General features: G+C 46.1%; 20 protein-coding genes. 6 read left to right on the plus strand and 14 right to left on the minus strand.

From position 1 onward, the window contains the following. Positions 1-35: 35 nt before the first annotated feature. From RH45_RS06585 to bepA, 4 genes are read right to left on the minus strand one after another with little or no spacing between them, the layout of a single operon-like run. A complete protein-coding gene (locus tag RH45_RS06585; protein ID WP_008075218.1) occupies positions 36-473 on the minus strand; it encodes a DUF2069 domain-containing protein in 438 nt (145 codons plus the stop codon). After that, positions 470-1,042 carry an NAD(P)H:quinone oxidoreductase gene (gene wrbA, locus RH45_RS06590; RefSeq protein ID WP_008075219.1) on the minus strand — a complete coding sequence of 191 codons (573 nt, stop codon included), beginning with the start codon at positions 1,040-1,042 and terminating at the stop codon, positions 470-472. Before wrbA ends, RH45_RS06585 begins: the two co-directional genes overlap by 4 nt. After that, complete coding sequence (arsC, locus tag RH45_RS06595) at positions 1,039-1,383, minus strand: arsenate reductase (glutaredoxin) (RefSeq protein WP_008075220.1); 345 nt, start codon at positions 1,381-1,383, stop codon at positions 1,039-1,041. Before arsC ends, wrbA begins: the two co-directional genes overlap by 4 nt. A gap of 16 nt (positions 1,384-1,399) precedes the next feature. Then, positions 1,400-2,851, minus strand: a complete 1,452-nt coding sequence (gene bepA, locus RH45_RS06600) for a beta-barrel assembly-enhancing protease (protein ID WP_008075221.1) — start codon at positions 2,849-2,851, stop codon at positions 1,400-1,402. A 236-nt stretch (positions 2,852-3,087) separates the two neighbouring features. On the opposite strand from bepA, the gene RH45_RS06605 reads away from it, so the two are divergent. The 3 genes from RH45_RS06605 to RH45_RS06615 all read left to right on the plus strand — a co-directional run bounded on the left by RH45_RS06605 (position 3,088) and on the right by RH45_RS06615 (position 6,461). Next, the gene (locus tag RH45_RS06605) at positions 3,088-3,315 is read left to right on the plus strand and encodes a sulfurtransferase TusA family protein (protein ID WP_008075222.1); all 228 of its coding nucleotides are present in this window, start codon (positions 3,088-3,090) and stop codon (positions 3,313-3,315) included. After that, positions 3,316-4,389, plus strand: a complete 1,074-nt coding sequence (locus RH45_RS06610; protein ID WP_008075223.1) for an AI-2E family transporter — start codon at positions 3,316-3,318, stop codon at positions 4,387-4,389. It begins immediately after the preceding gene. A gap of 200 nt (positions 4,390-4,589) precedes the next feature. Further along, positions 4,590-6,461, plus strand: coding sequence for a methyl-accepting chemotaxis protein (locus RH45_RS06615; protein ID WP_008075224.1), 1,872 nt, complete (start codon positions 4,590-4,592; stop codon positions 6,459-6,461). A gap of 63 nt (positions 6,462-6,524) precedes the next feature. Here the strand turns inward: RH45_RS06615 and bcp are convergent, their stop codons facing one another. Both bcp and RH45_RS06625 read right to left on the minus strand, forming a co-directional pair. Then, positions 6,525-6,995: a thioredoxin-dependent thiol peroxidase gene (gene bcp / locus RH45_RS06620; protein WP_008075225.1), complete on the minus strand. Its 471-nt coding sequence runs from the start codon at positions 6,993-6,995 to the stop codon at positions 6,525-6,527. Between the two features lie 12 nt (positions 6,996-7,007). Further along, positions 7,008-7,550 carry a glycine cleavage system transcriptional repressor gene (locus tag RH45_RS06625; protein ID WP_008075226.1) on the minus strand — a complete coding sequence of 181 codons (543 nt, stop codon included), beginning with the start codon at positions 7,548-7,550 and terminating at the stop codon, positions 7,008-7,010. A gap of 285 nt (positions 7,551-7,835) precedes the next feature. Between RH45_RS06625 and dapA the strand changes: the two genes are divergently transcribed. After that, positions 7,836-8,714, plus strand: coding sequence for a 4-hydroxy-tetrahydrodipicolinate synthase (gene dapA / locus RH45_RS06630; RefSeq protein ID WP_008075227.1), 879 nt, complete (start codon positions 7,836-7,838; stop codon positions 8,712-8,714). A 54-nt stretch (positions 8,715-8,768) separates the two neighbouring features. Continuing rightward, positions 8,769-9,800, plus strand: coding sequence for an outer membrane protein assembly factor BamC (gene bamC, locus RH45_RS06635; protein ID WP_008075229.1), 1,032 nt, complete (start codon positions 8,769-8,771; stop codon positions 9,798-9,800). Between the two features lie 60 nt (positions 9,801-9,860). On the opposite strand, the gene RH45_RS06640 is transcribed toward bamC, so the two are convergent. Both RH45_RS06640 and rnt read right to left on the minus strand, forming a co-directional pair. Then, positions 9,861-11,186, minus strand: a complete 1,326-nt coding sequence (locus RH45_RS06640) for a Na+/H+ antiporter family protein (RefSeq protein ID WP_008075230.1) — start codon at positions 11,184-11,186, stop codon at positions 9,861-9,863. A gap of 24 nt (positions 11,187-11,210) precedes the next feature. Beyond that, entirely contained in the window at positions 11,211-11,873 is a 663-nt protein-coding gene (rnt, locus tag RH45_RS06645) for a ribonuclease T (RefSeq protein ID WP_008075231.1), read from the minus strand. Positions 11,874-12,097: 224 nt separating this feature from the next. On the opposite strand from rnt, the gene motY reads away from it, so the two are divergent. Then, on the plus strand, positions 12,098-12,979 hold the full coding sequence (motY, locus tag RH45_RS06650; protein ID WP_008075232.1) for a flagellar protein MotY: 882 nt from the start codon (positions 12,098-12,100) through the stop codon (positions 12,977-12,979). A gap of 46 nt (positions 12,980-13,025) precedes the next feature. On the opposite strand, the gene RH45_RS06655 is transcribed toward motY, so the two are convergent. The 6 genes from RH45_RS06655 to rsxD form a co-directional block, all read right to left on the minus strand. Further along, positions 13,026-13,463, minus strand: a complete 438-nt coding sequence (locus RH45_RS06655) for a DUF2753 domain-containing protein (RefSeq protein ID WP_008075233.1) — start codon at positions 13,461-13,463, stop codon at positions 13,026-13,028. A gap of 114 nt (positions 13,464-13,577) precedes the next feature. Further along, entirely contained in the window at positions 13,578-13,994 is a 417-nt protein-coding gene (gene gloA, locus RH45_RS06660; RefSeq protein ID WP_008075234.1) for a lactoylglutathione lyase, read from the minus strand. A 12-nt stretch (positions 13,995-14,006) separates the two neighbouring features. Continuing rightward, entirely contained in the window at positions 14,007-14,648 is a 642-nt protein-coding gene (gene nth, locus RH45_RS06665; RefSeq protein WP_008075235.1) for an endonuclease III, read from the minus strand. A 28-nt stretch (positions 14,649-14,676) separates the two neighbouring features. After that, on the minus strand, positions 14,677-15,369 hold the full coding sequence (locus tag RH45_RS06670; RefSeq protein WP_008075237.1) for an electron transport complex subunit E: 693 nt from the start codon (positions 15,367-15,369) through the stop codon (positions 14,677-14,679). After that, a complete protein-coding gene (rsxG, locus tag RH45_RS06675) occupies positions 15,362-15,997 on the minus strand; it encodes an electron transport complex subunit RsxG (protein WP_008075238.1) in 636 nt (211 codons plus the stop codon). Before rsxG ends, RH45_RS06670 begins: the two co-directional genes overlap by 8 nt. Before the next feature lie 8 nt (positions 15,998-16,005). Next, positions 16,006-17,052, minus strand: coding sequence for an electron transport complex subunit RsxD (rsxD, locus tag RH45_RS06680; RefSeq protein ID WP_008075239.1), 1,047 nt, complete (start codon positions 17,050-17,052; stop codon positions 16,006-16,008). Positions 17,053-17,223: the final 171 nt, after the last annotated feature.

Consider the following 17,223-nt stretch of genomic DNA (forward strand, 5'->3'; position numbering starts at 1 on the left):
ATAGGGGCTGTATACTGCAGCCCCTTTTTTATGCTTTATTCAGAATCGCTAGATTCAAAGCGCGCTTTCTCTTCTTTCTCGACTTTTGATAAGCGTTTTAGCTTCATTCCTAACTCTTGTCCTCTGGCACGTGCATAGAGAATGTTGCCAAAAAAAGCGACGGTTGTTAGGAGCAGTTCAACCACAGCTAACCAACGCTCGCCTCCATCGATATACAAGATAGTAAAACCGTGCAGAAAATAGAGCATCAGGACAAAGTTAGCCCAAGCATGCGTATAGGGTTTACCAGCAAGAATTCCGGGTAAAGGCAGTAGCAATGGAATCGCCCAAGCAATAGCCAGTGTTGTACTGCTAATGTGCGGATGAGGTGATAAGCTCAACTGCCATATTGCAATCCATGAGAGTAGAGCCAGGTTGCCAAAAAGCGCCATCATTCGAAATAGCTTGGTTCTTGGCTGCATCTCTTGCGTCATTTTGATTCCTTCATTTTGAGTGCGGTCACTGCCAGACGCTTGCCTAAGTTTTTTGCTAACTCAACTTCGTCTTGGGTTAACGGTGAGCTACCAGAACTGACTGTTGTTGCACCGTAAGGCGTTCCACCTCGACTGGTGGTATGCAATTTGGGTTCAGAGTAGGGGATACCTAAAATCATCATGCCATGATGTAGCAGAGGCAACATCATAGTTTGGAGTGTGGTCTCTTGACCGCCGTGTAGGCTTGATGAAGAGCTAAAAACGCAGGCGGGCTTATCGATTAAATCACCGGATACCCATAGCGCCGTGGTTTGATCCCAAAAATGCTTGAGTGGTGCGGCCATATTTCCGAACCACACAGGACTCCCCATGGCTAATCCATCGCAATTTTTTAGCTCGTCTAATGTCACGATTGGATCTGCATATTGCTCCTGGGCAGAGAGCTCTTCGACGGTTCGCAGATCGGCTTCACAGCCGTCGACAGACTCAATGCCACGAGCGATTTGCCTTGCCACGGCTAACGTGGAGCCGTGGCGACTGTAGTAAAGGACGATCAGTTTGCAGGTCATAGAATCTCTAGAACTTGCTCAGGTGGGCGACCGTGGCGAGCTTGGCCATTGTTCACTACGATTGGGCGTTCGATAAGCTTCGGGTGCTCTACCATTGCATTAAAAAGGGTTTCGTCATCCGCTTGAGCCAAGTCTAGCTCTTTATAGACGGCTTCTTTGGTACGCATCATAGCGCGGACATTGTCGACACCTAATTGAGCGTAAAGTGTTTTGAGTTGCTCAACAGAAAGTGGTTCATCTAGGTACTTGATGATTTGTGGCTCAATTCCTTTTTCTTCAAGAAGAGCAAGGGTTTGGCGGCTTTTTGAACAGCGTGGATTGTGAATAATCACGACTGACATAAGTTAACTCCTATTGTTATTGTAATGCTAAGAAACGTTCTCGTTGGACCATCAATTGATCGATACGAGCATCATATCTTGCTTGTTTTAAGCTTCCCAGCTCAGCGAGTTGACTCGCTTGAGTGTAATATTGAATGGCTTTGTTCCAGTTGGCTTTCAGTGCCAAGATCTCTGCACGAGCAGCCAAGTCTTCATCACTCTGACCTAAATGAATATTGGCTTCAGATAACAACTGCCAGCCATTGACGTCATTTGGATTGTCGTGAGTGTAGCGTTGTAAAACTCTTAACGCTTCTTGATTCTTCTCTAACTTAATTAGAACGTTCGCGTAGTTAATTGTCAGCACTGGATTGTTTGGTGACGCTTTCATCGCTTTCTCTAACATCTGTTGAGCTTTATCCGCTTGTTTCTGAGCTATGTATAAGTCAGAAAGCGCATCGAGATAGAAATGATTGCTGGCGTCCCCTTTAATCAGTAGTTGTAATATCTTATTTGCTTCATCCAGTTCATTGTTATCTAGATGAACTAAAGCTCGCCCGTATTGGAAAGCGGCTTTCACGCCAGGTGCGGCCTTTTTTTCGGTACGATCAAACCAATCGTGAGCGGCCTTTGCTTGGATGCCTGCATATCTTGCGACGATGCGGGCTCGCGCTAGGTTGTAATTAAGAGAAGGGTCAAGTCGCCTTGCAGGGTAGTTTTGTGCTCGAGCTCGGCTGTCTGTGATTCGATCTTCAGGCAGCGGGTGGGTCAGCAGCATAGGTGGCGGCTTACTCGCATAGCGATACTCATCGGCGAGTCGACCAAAAAAGCGTGGCATGGCTTTTGGCTCAAAGCCCGCTTTCGCTAAGGTGGCGATACCAAAACGGTCGGCCTCTTTTTCATTACTGCGAGTGTAATTAATGGTGCCTTGCATGCTGCCAGCGGTTGTTGCGGTAATCGCTGCCATCCCTGCTTGCGGTGAAGCTATAGCCAGTAGTAAAGAGCCAGCGAGAGCGGCTAACGTCGCGGGTGAACGACGAGCTTGTTCTTCCATGCTGCGGGCAAGGTGACGTTGGGTCACGTGTGCGATTTCGTGCGCGACAACTGAGGCTAATTCACTTTCACTTTGCGCGTGCAAAAATAATCCGGAATGCAGCGCGACGTAGCCACCAAAGAAAGCGAATGCGTTGATGTTGCGGTCTCGGATCATGAAAAAGGTAAACGGGGTTTTTACATCGTCAGCATTAGCAACCAATCGATGACCTAAACCGCTAATGTATTCGTTTAAAACGGGATCGTTAACAATCGGTTGGCTTGACCTTAGCATTCGCATATACGCATCGCCATAGATCAATTCCTGATCGATAGTGAGCGTGCTGCTGGCTGTCGTACCGATATCAGGAAGCTCTAAAGTGTTGGCATTGATGCTAGGGGCGGATAACGCTGCGGCAATACACAGGCAGACCATTGAACGCGTACGTTTTAACATAGTTTTTCGATGAAACTCCATTGATTTTATTGTCTTAACTCGGGGGAGAGCTGGAGACAGATACATCTTTTGACACCCCATCGCCGAGATGGTTTCGTCTTATCTCACTCAGGCTAACACGGCGAGAGCCTTGGTTAGTCAATGATGAGTGAAAGATCATTATCCTTAACTTTTTAGCACTGACGCGTTTAAAAAAACACTATACAATACCCCCATGATAAGCATCGGGCGAAAGAATGGAACCGAATATTTTGGATTTACGCCAAGAGCGATGTCCATTGGCGCTGTTACTTGCGAAGCGTCACACAAATCAATTGAGCCATGGCCAATCCTGTTGTGTCTTAATTCGTGATGTTAGCTCGATGCGTGATATTGAAAAGTTTCTTCAAATGCATTCGTTTACACTTTTGACTGAAGAGATGGACGACCACTACCGTATGCACGTGACTAAGGATATTTGTTGAATGTTTGAAATGTTGAGTCGTTGGTATAAACGACGTTTTTCTGATCCGCACGCGGTGAGTCTTGTAGCGATTCTGCTATTCGGTTTCATTACCATCTATTTTTTTGGCAATCTAATTGCGCCTCTTCTGGTCGCCATTGTACTGGCTTATTTGTTGGAATGGCCGGTTTCTCAGCTTTCTCGATTAGGAGTGCCTCGTACTCTGGCTGTGGTTCTGGTCATCCTTGGTTTCAGTAGCTTGATGCTGGTGGCGGTGTTTGGCCTAGTTCCGACAATATGGCAACAGGTTGGCAATCTGGTTAATGATATTCCAACCATGTATCTGGGTTTACAAAGCTTCATTGCTGAATTGCCTCAACGCTACCCTGAGCTTGATAACTTCCAGATTGTAGAATCCCTAGTCACTAATGCGAAAAACCAAGCGATTGGTATGGGGGAAACGGTACTGAAAGGTTCACTGGCGTCCTTGGTCAGTTTAGCAACGCTAGCGGTGTATTTGATCTTAGTGCCTTTGTTGGTGTTCTTCTTACTGAAAGACAAGCAAGAGATGATCGAAATGGCCAGTGGTATCTTGCCGCGTAATCGTCGTTTAGCTTACAAAGTCTGGCATGAAATGAATGAACAAATCTCCAATTACATTCGCGGTAAAGTGATGGAGATATTGATCGTTGGTGGAGTCAGTTACGTCACTTTTGCCATTCTAGATTTACGTTACTCAGTGCTGCTAGCGGTTGCGGTGGGCTTATCTGTGTTGATTCCTTACATCGGTGCGGCAGCGGTAACCGTTCCTGTTGCTATGGTGGGGCTGTTCCAGTGGGGACTAACCCCTCAGTTTTACTGGTTGTTGATTGCTTATGGCATCATTCAAGCCTTGGATGGCAACGTGCTTGTTCCAGTGCTGTTCTCTGAAGCGGTCAATTTACACCCTGTTGCGATTATCGTTGCTGTGCTTGTGTTTGGCGGTTTGTGGGGCTTCTGGGGGGTATTTTTTGCTATACCGCTTGCGACTCTAGTCAAAGCGGTTTGGAATGCACTACCAAGTCATGATGAAGATGATGTCATCAATGAATCTTGAATTTAGCGAGTAAAGTCAATTCACAAACTCCAATCCACGTGGTTGGAGTTTTTTTTTGCCGCTTTCCGTCAAGTTCTTTTAATATTAATGTTACATAAGTAAAAAAATGTAAGAAAATCTACTTAAGTAAACGTCAGTCAGGGCGATAACTAGAAGATAAGCAAAAAATAATAATAATGTACTGACAATTGAGGGATTATATGAAATTCAGCCAAAAGATCGTTGCGGCTTCATCTGGATTGCTGCTGGTTACAGTCGCATTGCTGTCGATTCAACAGCTGAGCACTGTAAAGCAAGAGGTTGAAGCACTTGTTGATACCAGTTTGACCGAGATGGTTAACGGTGTGAAAAACACGGTGGTTTCTGAAATGGAAAGTAAGAAAGGGTTAGCCCAGTCCATGACAGAAGTGATTGAACTTGCACCTAACGACCAAGTTCAAGTGAAGAATATTCTCGAAAAGCCGACTCTGAAAAACAGTTTCTTAGCGGTTGGCTTTGGTTACGAAAGCAATGGCTTTGTCATTGAAAATGATGATGGTTGGGAAGCGGGACCAGATTACGATCCACGCGTTCGCCCTTGGTACATCGATGCCAAGAGCCAAGGTCGTCTTGTGGTCACAGACCCTTATGTCGACGTCTCATCGAAAAAGGTCATTATCTCTATTGGTACACCAGTGAAAGAGAATGGCCGTTTCGTCGCGGGTATGTTCTACGATCTCGAATTAGGTGGATTAGCCGACCTTGTTAATAGCGTGAACCTACTCGATGCCGGTTATCTCTTCATCGTAACAGCCGACGGAACCACGATTGCCCACCCTGATGCTAAAAACAACGGCGAAAACCTTTCAAGCTACCTGCCTGCAGCAAAAGTACAAGAAGGTAACCAACGTTTTGAATTGGATGGCATAAACTACCTAGTTCACTTCACCAAAGTTCCATCTGAAAACTGGTATATCGGTGCGATTGTTGATGAAGACATTGCCTTCGCGGCAGTGGATACCATGCGCAGCAGTTCGATTATATATGGTGTTATCGGAGTGGTACTGAGCGTACTGATTCTGACTTTCCTTATTCGTGTGCTGATGCGTCCACTTGACGTTCTTAATAGTGCAATTCAAGACGTCGCTTCAGGTCAAGGTGACCTCACTAAGCGCCTCGATACCAATACTGATAAAGAATTTGCGCAATTAGCGGAAGGTTTTAATACCTTTACTGAAACACTACAAAAACAAATTCAGCAATCGAAAGCCATTGGTGCTGAAATCTTACGTGGTACCGAAATGACGGTACAAGGCTCGCACGAGTCTGCTGAAGCGATGCGCAGCCAACTGCAAGAACTGGAACAGTTGGCAACTGCGATGAATGAGATGGCTGTGACGGCAACGGAAGTTGCGAACAATGCACAAGGTGCGGCTGGTGCGGCAAGAGAAGCAGATGAAGCCACGCAAGACGGTTCAAGTGTTGTGAGTGAAACAACCACTTCGATTGATATGTTATCAGCTCGAATTGATCAGGCGGTCGAAGAGGTTCAAGGCCTAGAGTCTGCAACCGCCAATATTGAAACCATCTTGAAAGTGATAAATGACATCGCGGATCAAACCAACTTACTTGCGTTAAATGCGGCAATTGAGGCAGCCCGTGCCGGTGAGTCTGGACGTGGTTTTGCGGTTGTAGCCGATGAGGTGCGTACATTGGCTCAGCGTACTCAAGAGTCTACCACTGAAATTCGTAGCATGATTGAACAGCTCCAAGCGGGTGCGAGCTCAGTGTCGGCAGCGATGAACGAAAGTAAGAGCACGGCGGTTGATGCCGTCGACAAGGCTCAAGCTGCCGATGGAGCACTGCAACGTATTCGTGATGCCATTCAGCGTATTACGGACATGAATATGCAGATTGCATCTGCAGCAGAAGAGCAGAGCTTAGTTGCTGAAGAGATCAATGCGAATACGGTGAAGATTAAAGATCTTTCTACTCAGGTTGCCGATGCTGCTGAAAATGCCAACATCGCAATGCAAGTTCAAACGGAAAACGTGCGTGAGCAAGATGACATTTTGAACAAGTTTATTGTGTAGCATTTACTCAAACTAAAAACGCCAGCATCATGCTGGCGTTTTTTTGAGTATTCTATATGGGTATTACTTGTTTTCGTTTAAGTAGTCCAATACCACTTCGTGGTGAGTTTTGGTCTTAAATTTGTTGAATACGTGCTCAATGACACCTTCTTCATTGATTAAGAAGCTGATGCGGTGCAAGCCGTCGTAGACTTTACCCATGAATTTCTTCTCGCCCCAAACGCCAAATTGTTCAGCAACGGCATGGTCTTCATCAGAGAGTAAAGTGAAGTTGAGGTTGTCACGCTCGATGAATTTACCAAGACGCTTCACAGGATCAATACTCACGCCGAGCACAACAACGTTGTGTTCATCCAATTCCGCTTTAGTGTCACGTAGGCCTTGCGCCTGCACCGTACAACCTGGAGTCATCGCTTTAGGGTAGAAGTAGAACAATACTTTTTTGCCGGCAAAATCAGCTAGCGTGACTGTGTTGCCGTCTTGATCCAATAGAGAAAAAGCAGGTGCTGGCGTTCCCGCAGTTAACGTGTTCATTTGTATTCCTTTTTACTGGCTGTTTTTTATGAAATTGAGTGAGCCTTGTACGTTCAGTTGTCGGCAAAGTTCATCAAACTCTTCCTGCAACTGCATCAAATTACGCTCTGAGTCGACACTGGCGGTGATGGCGATATGAAATTGATCCGTTTCAGAGCCAATTTTGTCTTTATTGATGGTTTGAGCGCTTAACGACGACAACCCAATCTCTTTCTCGGCAAAAAACTGAGTAAAGTGTTCAGTTAGCCCTGGTTTGTCGGCCGACTCGATAAAGACTTCCATCGTGTAAGACGTGTCAAGAGGTGCATGGGTGGATGTTCGCTTCATGATGGTAATCAGGTTATGTTCCTGACCGAGCAGAGGCAATGTGGTTTCCACCCGCGTGATCGCAGCGTTGTTACCTGATAGGAGCATAATTAGGGTGAACTCATTACCGAATAAGGCAATGCGACTGTCAACAATATTGCATCCAGACTGAGTGACCAGATGAACAACTTGGTTGCACACACCTGGGCGATCGGTGCCGACCGCAGTAATCACCAAATGTTGAGTCATAGTCTCACTTCTATCTAGTTAGGATTATTAATAGGTTAGCTTAGCACAGATAGCGCTGATAAAAATGCTATCCGCGTCCTTTAGAATCATTTTTGTTCGATCAATTTTGGCGACGAAATTTCCTTACTTAGGACTGACAAAGCAGTAAATAAAAGGCGTAACTTGCCAAACATCTAACATATGATAAATATTCATTCATTTAGGTGATTTAAGCGCGGTTAATCCCTTGTCTTTTTCAATCGCCTTACAGTACCATGCAGAAAGTAACAAATGAGGGAGAAGGACATGTTTTCAGGAAGTATCGTAGCGTTAATTACACCGTTTAATCATGATGGCGAAGTTGATTATGTAAGCTTGAAGAAGCTGGTCGATTATCATGTGGCAGCAGGCACTGACGGCATCGTTGCTGTCGGCACTACGGGTGAGTCTGCAACGCTAACTATTGAAGAGCATGTCAAGGTTGTGTTGAAGACTGTCGAGTTTGCAGAAGGTCGTATTCCTGTCATTGCAGGTACTGGCGCGAATGCTACTCACGAGTCGGTGACATTTAGCCGTTTGCTTAACAATTCAGGTATTGTTGGTTGCTTGAGCGTAACCCCTTACTACAACAAACCGACTCAGGAAGGTTTGTTCCAACATTACAAGGCAATCGCTGAAGAAAGTGATGTTCCGCAAATCCTTTACAATGTTCCTGGCCGTACTGCGGTTGACCTTCTACCGGAAACTGTCGCTCGCTTGGCTGAGATCGAAAGTATTGTTGCTTTGAAAGACGCAACGGGTGATTTATCAAGAATTGCAATTCATCGTGAACTTTGTGGCGAAGATTTTATCTTACTAAGTGGCGATGATGCTTCAGGTCTAGAATTTGTGAAGCAAGGTGGTCAGGGAGTTATCTCTGTGACCAATAATATTGCGGCAGAAGACATGGCAAAAATGTTCAGATTAGCGAAAGAAGGCAAGTTTGAAGAAGCGGAAATCATTAACCAACGCTTAATGCCTTTACACAAGAATCTGTTTGTTGAGTCTAGCCCGATTCCAGTAAAATGGGCTGCACATAAAATGGGGTTAATTGCGAATGGCGATTTGCGTTTGCCTCTGACAGAGCTGTCAGAAGGAGCGCGCCCAATTGTCGCTCAAGCGATGACAGAAGCCTGCATCTACTAATTTAGGATGAATTGCCGAAGACCTATCTTCGGCATTTACTTATCAGGAGTTTCAATGAAATTGTCTCACCAGCTAGTTCTTAGTTCGCTAGCTGTTTTTGTTTTAACAGCATGTTCTGGCAACTCAACGCAGCGTCGTCAGGCGAAAGATGACTTTGAGTATCTCGATACTCCAGCGCTAGAAGAGTGGAAAATTCCTGAGGGAGCTCAACCTCAGTTTTACACTAACTACAAAATCCCGCAGGGTGATTACCAAGGTGGTATTGGTACTGAGGTTGATATTCGTCCGCCTCAACAAGTGCTTGAATTGATCCCTGGGGCTAGAGCTGAGCGCCAGCAAGGTGAAACAACACTTTGGTTGCTACGTGAAAATGAGCTGGACAAGGTATGGCAAACTGCGTTGACCATGCTTAAAGAGCAAAACATTGCTATCCGCGAGCAAACCGCTACCCGCATTGAAACCGATTGGGTGGTATGGAGCTCTGAGGATGAAGACAGTGAGCTTGGCGCTCGTTACGAGATCAGCCGCGTGAAAATGGGTGGACGTCACGGCTTTAAGATTTCATTGATTGATTGGCAGGTAGCAGGGAAAACCATGCCAGTGACTGCTACTAATAAAGAGCGTTACAACGCGCTGATGACCAACTTAGTGACCGCTCGCTATGATCTGGATTTGCGTGAAGAAGCAGCTCGTAAAGCGGCTGAGCTTGTTAAGCATATCCCAATCTCTATGGGTTCAGACCGTAGTGGCTTCCCTGTCATCATCGCTCGTACGCCATATAATGTGCTTTGGCAACGTTTGCCTCGACTGCTGCCTAACATGGGCTTTACCATTGAAGAGCGTAACCAATCTCAGGGTACTGTGAAAGCGAAGTACGCATCGCCAGACGATGAGTTCTGGAATGAGATTGGTGTTAAGCCGATCGGTCTAAGCTCGGGTACCTACACCTTCCTGTTTGGTGATCTCGGTAACCGTACTTCAATTAACGTGACGGATTCTTCAGGCAAGCCTGTTGAAGAAGAACTATTGAAAGATATGGTCCCTGTCTTGAGTGCGATTGCCGGTAAAAATGAGCCGAAGCAATAAGCTGATAGCCATAAAAAAGCTGACTCAATGAGTCAGCTTTTTTTTGTATCTGAAAGGCAGTTAGAGCACCATGGAGGCAATCCAACCAAACACAATCAACGGGATGTTGTAGTGAATAAAGGTTGGAACCACAGTTTCCCAAATATGTTCATGTTGACCATCGGCATTCAAGCCCGATGTTGGGCCTAAGGTAGAATCTGAGGCCGGTGAGCCCGCATCACCCAATGCCGCTGCGGTACCAACCAAGGCGATGGTTGCCATTGGAGAGAAGCCAAATGCAGCCGCCAATGGTACATAAATTGTGGCCAAAATTGGGATGGTTGAGAATGAAGAGCCAATGCCCATCGTCACCAATAGACCAACCACTAACATTAGCAGTGCCGCCATCGGCTTGTTATCGCCAATGCTAGTAGAAAGTGCTTCAACTAATGATTCTACACCGCCGGTTTGCTTCATTACTGCCGCAAATCCAGCCGCTGCGATCATGATAAAACCAATCATCGCCATCATATGCACACCCTTGGTGAACACATCGTGGGTTTCTTTCCAAGCAATAACGCCGCCAAAGGTGAACACCATGAAACCAGCGAGACCACCGATGATCATCGAACCTGTTGAAAGCTGTACAGACAGAGCGGCCACAATACCGGCAGCGGCGACCAAGATATTTTTCTTGTTAATGCCTTGAGTGTTCTCTTCGACATGAGTTAGCTCGTTATCTTGGTATTCACGAGGTTTGCGATAGCTGAAAAAGATAGCCGTCAGTAAACCAAAAATCATTCCAGCCGCTGGAAGTAGCATCGCGACAGGAACTTGGCTCGCGACGACATTTTCTAAACCGTTATCGTGAAGGTTTTTCAGCAAGATATTGTTTAAGAAGATACCACCAAAGCCGATTGGTAAGACCATATAAGGCGTTACCAGACCAAAGGTCAAAACACACGCGATCATACGGCGATCGAGTTTAAGTTTTGCGAATACGCCTAATAGAGGTGGAATCAAAATTGGGATGAAGGCGATATGTACCGGGATAACGTTCTGTGAAGACATAGTGACCAGTACTAATGCGATTAGCACTGCATACTTCAAACCCGTGGAGGCCGCACCATTTTCTTGGCCATGGATACGCTTAATGACGCTATTTGCCAGCAAGTCAGTAATGCCTGACTTAGAAATTGCGACAGCAAAGGTGCCAAGCATTGCGTAACTTAGAGCGATAGTTGCACCACCACCAAGTCCGCTTTCAAATGCGGAAACCGCATCGTTTAGGCTCATACCAGAGACTAAACCACCGACAATGGCACTGAATGTCAGGGCGACCACGACATTCACGCGCATCAAGGCTAGCAGCAGCATGATACATACGGAAATTACAACAGGATTCATAGTTTTCTCGTTTGTTGTGTTTACTTATTCATTATTATTGTTGGCATCAGGCTCAACTAACGGCCAACCACCTAGGGCTTTCCATTTGTTGACAATGCCACAGAACAGCTCTGCCGTTTTTTGTGTGTCATAGAGGGCAGAGTGGGCTTCTTTGTTGTCAAAATCCATCCCGGCAGCTTTACATGCTTTGGCCAACACGGTTTGACCATAGGCCAAGCCGCTAAGCGTTGCAGTATCAAAGGTGGCAAAGGGGTGGAAAGGGACGCGTTTAAGCTTGCTTCTCTCACTCGCTTGCATAACGAAGCTATGATCGAATTGTGCATTGTGAGCAACAATAATAGCGCGGCTGCAATCGGCCGCTTTTTGCTCTTTGCGTACAAGCTTGTATATTTCTTTTAAGGCTTCCGATTCAGGAATCGCGCCGCGAAGTGGGCTAAAAGGATCACGCAGACCAATAAAGTCGAGCGCCTCTTTTTCAATATTTGCCCCTTCAAAAGGCTCAACATGAAAGTGTATTGTCGAGGCAGGCTGCAGGTCGCCATTTTCATCCATTTTTAGGGTTACGGCACAGATTTCTAGTAAGGCGTCAGTCTGGGCGTTGAATCCAGCAGTTTCCACGTCAATAACGACAGGAAAATAGCCGCGAAATCGTTTTTTCAGCGTCAATGCTTCGTTTTCTACAGTCATGTTGGCTTAAAATTATGTGACAAGGGCAGCATTATTGCAGATTCTTTCACCAAGAAAAACCGCATTCTAGAATTAATCCTCTCCGGTTATTGATAGGTTTCTCTGCTCGAGAGATTGGTACGTAAATCGTTACATTGGCGAGCTTCTTGCATTATTCAGTTCGTCTACTGAGAGTGCGGCAATATTCCGCCTCTAACTATGCTGTTAAAGAGAATCGACACACTATGAAAAAACTGTTCGCTACAGGACTGACGATGACATTAGCCTCCTTTGCAAGCCAGAGCTTTGCGATGGATGTTCGCTATGTTGCCACGCCCCAACAGTCTCAGTGGCAAATGATCACCAATACTCCATTAGAGTGTCGCATGGTTCACCCTATCCCAAACTACGGCGATGCGGTGTTTTCATCTCATGCCAGCAAGAAAATTAACCTCGATTTCGAACTTAAGATGAAACGTCCTATGGGTAAAACCCGTGATGTGTCGTTGATTTCCATGCCACCAGTTTGGCGACCAGGGGAAGGGGCAAACCGAATTACTAACATTCGTTTCTTTCAACAGTTTGATGGTTATGTTGGTGGACAAACCGCGTGGGGCATTCTTAGCGAATTAGAGAAAGGACGCTACCCTACGTTTAGTTATCAAGAGTGGCAAAGTCGTGACGAAAGAGTCGAGGTCGCACTGTCTTCTGTACTGTTCCAATCGTCGTACAATGTGTTCAGTGATTGTATAGCGAACCTTTTGCCGTATAGTTTTGAAGATATTGCTTTTACCATCTTGCATTACGATCGTACGAGTGTGGAGTTGAACAAACAATCGCAAAAACGCCTTGCGCAAATTGCGGAGTACATTCGTCACAATCAAGATATTGATTTGGTTCTAGTTTCAACTTACACGGATGCAGAAGACACTAAGAGTGCCAGCCAGAATTTATCTGAGCGCAGAGCGGAAGTGTTGCAAGAATACTTTAAGTCACTCGGTTTGCCAGAAGATAGGATTCGAGTTCAAGGCTATGGTAAACGTCGTCCAATCGATGACAACGCGTCACCAATCGGAAAAGACCGAAACCGTAGGGTAGTGATTTCACTCGGACGAACACAGGTTTAGAGTAGAGCTTGTGATAGCAAAAAAGCCAGCGATTGCTGGCTTTTGTTTAGTTTAGGCGGAACTTAGCGATTAAATTACAGTTGGTCGCCGTATCAATGTCTTGTACTAACTGAGCGATTTTGGGATTTGGATGACGCTTCATAAACTCTATCAGCGCTTTTTTACAGCAGCCCATGGAGTCGATAAACGCGTCACAATCGGTATTTGGACACTGAGGTACGAGGGTTAGCACTTTTTCAGAGGCAAGCTGCAAGTATTTCAACTCATACGGCACATCACCAATGCTGCGCCAAAACATCGCCATATTGTGGCAAGAGATGACAGAAATCATAAGACGATCTTCGACTTCGATCTCTTCGCTGTCACCAATGCGTTCACTGATTGTTAGCGCTTGTTGGTAATGAAGGATGCTTCGTAAGTGATCCTCATCATTCATTGCTATATCAGCAAGCAATGTATGCTTCTCCCACTCTGCAATGCCCATGTTATCGATCTCCTCATAGTGAATAGATGGAGATTAAATGATAACTATTATCAAGTAAAGGGTAAAAAATAAGACAGTCGACGACTGTCTTATAAAATAGCCTATGTTAGGAGCTTATCCTTCTAACCCTGCAGAAGCTTGTTTGTTTTGAATTAACTCGATCATGTAGCCATCTGGGTCTTTAACGAAAGCAATATGCGTCGAACCACCCTTAACTGGGCCGGGTTCACGAGTCACGTTACCGCCTGCCGCTTTAATGGCATCACAAGTTGTATAAATATCGTCAACGCCGATAGCAATGTGACCAAAAGCAGTGCCTAAGTCATATTCACTGGTTCCCCAGTTGTAAGTTAGCTCGATGACAGCGCCTTGGGACTCGTCGCCGTAACCTAAGAAAGCTAAGGTATATTCGTATTGCTTGTTCTCGTTGGTTCTTAATAAGCTCATACCCATGACCTCGGTATAGAACTTAATGGATTTATCGAGATCTCCAACACGTAGCATGGTGTGTAAAATACGTCCGTTTGACATTCGATTGCTCTCCTAGTTTTCTGGGTAGACTTTTTCTTTGAACTCACATAAATCTTCGATGATACAGCTACCACAACGTGGTTTCCTTGCCACACACGTATAGCGACCATGCAGTATCAACCAGTGGTGCACATCGAGCTTAAACTCTTTTGGCACCACTTTTAACAGCTTTTCTTCAACCTGATCGACGTTTTTACCCATCGCAAACTTGGTTCGATTAGAAACGCGATAGATATGTGTATCAACGGCGATAGTTGGCCAGCCAAATGCGGTATTGAGTACCACGTTGGCGGTTTTCCTACCCACCCCCGGTAATGCTTCTAGGGCGGCTCTATCTTCCGGAACTTCGCCTGCGTGTTTATCTAACAGTATCTGGCAAGTCTTGATGACATTTTCCGCTTTGGAGTTAAACAGACCAATGGTTTTGATGTACTGCTTTACGCCGTCGCCCCCCAAGTCTAAGAGGCCTTGTGGGGTATTGGCGACAGGGTAGAGTTTATCTGTTGCTTTGTTGACGCTTACGTCTGTGGCTTGAGCAGAGAGCAGTACCGCAATGAGCAGCTCAAATGGTGTACTCCAGTTAAGCTCGGTTTGCGGGTTTGGGTTATCTGCTCTCAACCGCTCTAATATCTGTCGGCGTTTGTCTTTATTCATGTTGAGGCTGCTTTCCAGTGTAGTGTAATTATGAGTTTGTCACTCGAGCTCGCTCTATTGCGGGCTTTTCTTGTTTTGGTTGACGCTGCGCGACTTTATTATCAATGATGTTTTTTAGCGCGATCAGCAATCCGACTCCGATAAATGCCCCTGGCGGCAAGAGTGCAAGCAGGAAGCTATTATCGAACTGGAATACTTCGATACGCAAAGCGGTAGCCCAATCGCCAAGCAGTAGGTCCGCCCCATCAAACAGGGTACCGTTACCAATGAGCTCACGCATTGCGCCAAGTACCACAAGGACACTTGTCATCCCCATCCCCATCCAAAAGCCATCCTGAGCGGATGGCAATAGATCGTTTTTCGAGGCGAATGCCTCAGCGCGACCTATGATGATACAGTTGGTTACGATAAGTGGGATAAAGATACCTAGAGAGAGGTATAAACCATACGCATAGGCGTTCATCAGTAATTGCACGCAGGTTACAAGTGCCGCAATGATCATGACAAATACCGGGATTCGGACCTCTTTTGGCACGTAGTCTCGCACCAAAGAGACGGTAACGTTCGAGCCGACCAGAACCAACAGGGTTGCGATGCCCAAGCCGAGTGCGTTCGTGATGGTAGACGAAACCGCCAGCAGGGGACATAACCCGAGTAATTGAACTAGGGCAGGGTTATTGTCCCATAGACCGTTTTTAATCAGGGTTTTATGTTCACTCATGATTGCCTCCACAGTTTAGTGGTTGACTGAGAATCGTTGTTCTATGGCTATTGACGAACTGCACGGTGTTCTTAACCGCTTTTACCACGGCTCTCGGTGTGATCGTTGCGCCAGTAAATTGATCAAATTGACCGCCGTCTTTGCGTACTTTCCACGTTGACTGATTGTCGTCAGTTAACGTCTTACCGTTGAAGCCTAAAATCCAGTCAGTAACACGAAGGTCAATCTTGTCTCCTAAACCAGGAGTCTCTTGATGGCTGAGAATTCGAGAACCTAATACCGTTCCATCTTGGCGAATACCAACAATAAGTTTGATTGCGCCGTTATAACCATCTGGTGCGATTGCTTCAATGGCGAGAGCAGAAGGCTCGCCATTAATTGATGCCATATAGACAGGCATCGCGGTGTCGCTGCCGAGTAATGGGTCGGAGACGAGCGTACACGCCTGATACAAATCGTTGTCGTGTAAATCATGCGGTATCACCTGATTTAGCACCGATAGAAGTTGAGCTTGCTCTTGTTCGTGGATTTGGTCTTTCGTTAGGTAATGCGTCAATGCCACCAAGCCTGTTGAAGCACAAGCAAACACAGCAAGTATGGCACCATTTTTACGAATTGCGTTTAACATGCTGTTCCTTAGTGTCCATAAGTTCTTGGTTTGGTGTAATAATCAATTAAAGGTACACACATATTGCCGAGTAACACGGCGAAAGCAACACCGTCAGGGAAGCCTCCCCAACTGCGAATAATGAACACCATAGCGCCAATAAACGCACCGAATACCAATCTACCTTTGACTGTGGTGGACGCAGAGACGGGATCCGTCGCAATGAAAAATGCACCTAGCATGGTTGCACCAGACAAAAGGTGAATGATTGGAGAGGCTGTAGTGCCCGGCGCAATCAGCATAAATAGCCCGCTGGTTACGGTTAAACCAAGCAAAAAGCTCACTGGGATATGCCAACTGATTACGCGCATTTTGATAAGCAGCAGGCCTCCGACTAGATACGCGAGATTTACCCACTCCCAGCCAATACCTGCAAGTGCACCAAACTGTGGTTGTCGCAATGCCTCTGAGGCTGTACTACCAGTATGTAATGCCGTTTTAAAGGCGTCCAGTGGCGTAGCCATCGTTACGCCGTCAATACCAGTACGAATTTGCTGCAGCGACAAGCCGTCTAAATTAAAACCAGTGAAAATCAGCGAAAATGCGTCACCCATGGAAATGCTGGTGGCTTGCAGTTCGTTGGGAGAAATCCAACTGGTCATTTGTACAGGAAACGAAATCAGCAGCACAACATAAGCGACCATCGCAGGGTTGAATAGGTTCTGCCCAATGCCACCGTACAAATGTTTGGCGATCAGAATGGCGAATATTAGGCCTATCGCGACGATCCACCATGGAGAAAGTGGGGGGATAGCAACGGCTAGCAGCCAAGCTGTAACAAGAGCGCTATTGTCACGCAATGCTGACATTGGGTGGCGCTTACGTAGGACCATCACCAGAGCTTCTAAACCTAAAGCAATTGCGATGGCAAGTAATAGCTGAATAATGGTGCCCCAACCAAAGAAGTAGGTTTGAGCGAATAAACCAGGTAGCGCGCATAGCGCTACCCATTTCATCAGATCGGGAGTGCTTCTGCGGCTATGCGCGTGTGGTGAGCTGGCAATAAAGAAGGCCACTACTCTTTCTCCTCAAATTGTTTTTGTTGTTCTTTCTCTGCTTTACGCGCTTTTGCTCGAGCTATGGCGGCTGCGACAGCGGCTTTTTTCGGGTCGTCCGCTTGGCCTTCAGGCTCGATGGAATCGTCCGTTTCCGCCTTGCTGGCCTGCTGCTCAGCTTTGCGTGCTTTT

This window comes from Vibrio sinaloensis DSM 21326, assembly GCF_000189275.1.
GTDB classification, from domain to species: Bacteria; Pseudomonadota; Gammaproteobacteria; order Enterobacterales; family Vibrionaceae; genus Vibrio; species Vibrio sinaloensis.

What these genes read in the sequence shown, in the direction of transcription:
- arsC (WP_008075220.1), bottom strand. Translation starts at nt 1,383, where the DNA reads ATGTCAGTCGTGATTATTCACAATCCACGCTGTTCAAAAAGCCGCCAA.
- rnt (WP_008075231.1), bottom strand. Translation starts at nt 11,873, where the DNA reads ATGACTGTAGAAAACGAAGCATTGACGCTGAAAAAACGATTTCGCGGC.
- bepA (WP_008075221.1), bottom strand. Translation starts at nt 2,851, where the DNA reads ATGTTAAAACGTACGCGTTCAATGGTCTGCCTGTGTATTGCCGCAGCG.
- RH45_RS06605 (WP_008075222.1), top strand. Translation starts at nt 3,088, where the DNA reads ATGGAACCGAATATTTTGGATTTACGCCAAGAGCGATGTCCATTGGCG.
- dapA (WP_008075227.1), top strand. Translation starts at nt 7,836, where the DNA reads ATGTTTTCAGGAAGTATCGTAGCGTTAATTACACCGTTTAATCATGAT.
- RH45_RS06655 (WP_008075233.1), bottom strand. Translation starts at nt 13,463, where the DNA reads ATGGGCATTGCAGAGTGGGAGAAGCATACATTGCTTGCTGATATAGCA.
- rsxG (WP_008075238.1), bottom strand. Translation starts at nt 15,997, where the DNA reads ATGTTAAACGCAATTCGTAAAAATGGTGCCATACTTGCTGTGTTTGCT.
- bamC (WP_008075229.1), top strand. Translation starts at nt 8,769, where the DNA reads ATGAAATTGTCTCACCAGCTAGTTCTTAGTTCGCTAGCTGTTTTTGTT.
- RH45_RS06610 (WP_008075223.1), top strand. Translation starts at nt 3,316, where the DNA reads ATGTTTGAAATGTTGAGTCGTTGGTATAAACGACGTTTTTCTGATCCG.
- wrbA (WP_008075219.1), bottom strand. Translation starts at nt 1,042, where the DNA reads ATGACCTGCAAACTGATCGTCCTTTACTACAGTCGCCACGGCTCCACG.
- nth (WP_008075235.1), bottom strand. Translation starts at nt 14,648, where the DNA reads ATGAATAAAGACAAACGCCGACAGATATTAGAGCGGTTGAGAGCAGAT.
- RH45_RS06670 (WP_008075237.1), bottom strand. Translation starts at nt 15,369, where the DNA reads ATGAGTGAACATAAAACCCTGATTAAAAACGGTCTATGGGACAATAAC.
- RH45_RS06625 (WP_008075226.1), bottom strand. Translation starts at nt 7,550, where the DNA reads ATGACTCAACATTTGGTGATTACTGCGGTCGGCACCGATCGCCCAGGT.
- bcp (WP_008075225.1), bottom strand. Translation starts at nt 6,995, where the DNA reads ATGAACACGTTAACTGCGGGAACGCCAGCACCTGCTTTTTCTCTATTG.
- RH45_RS06640 (WP_008075230.1), bottom strand. Translation starts at nt 11,186, where the DNA reads ATGAATCCTGTTGTAATTTCCGTATGTATCATGCTGCTGCTAGCCTTG.
- gloA (WP_008075234.1), bottom strand. Translation starts at nt 13,994, where the DNA reads ATGTCAAACGGACGTATTTTACACACCATGCTACGTGTTGGAGATCTC.
- RH45_RS06585 (WP_008075218.1), bottom strand. Translation starts at nt 473, where the DNA reads ATGACGCAAGAGATGCAGCCAAGAACCAAGCTATTTCGAATGATGGCG.
- motY (WP_008075232.1), top strand. Translation starts at nt 12,098, where the DNA reads ATGAAAAAACTGTTCGCTACAGGACTGACGATGACATTAGCCTCCTTT.
- RH45_RS06615 (WP_008075224.1), top strand. Translation starts at nt 4,590, where the DNA reads ATGAAATTCAGCCAAAAGATCGTTGCGGCTTCATCTGGATTGCTGCTG.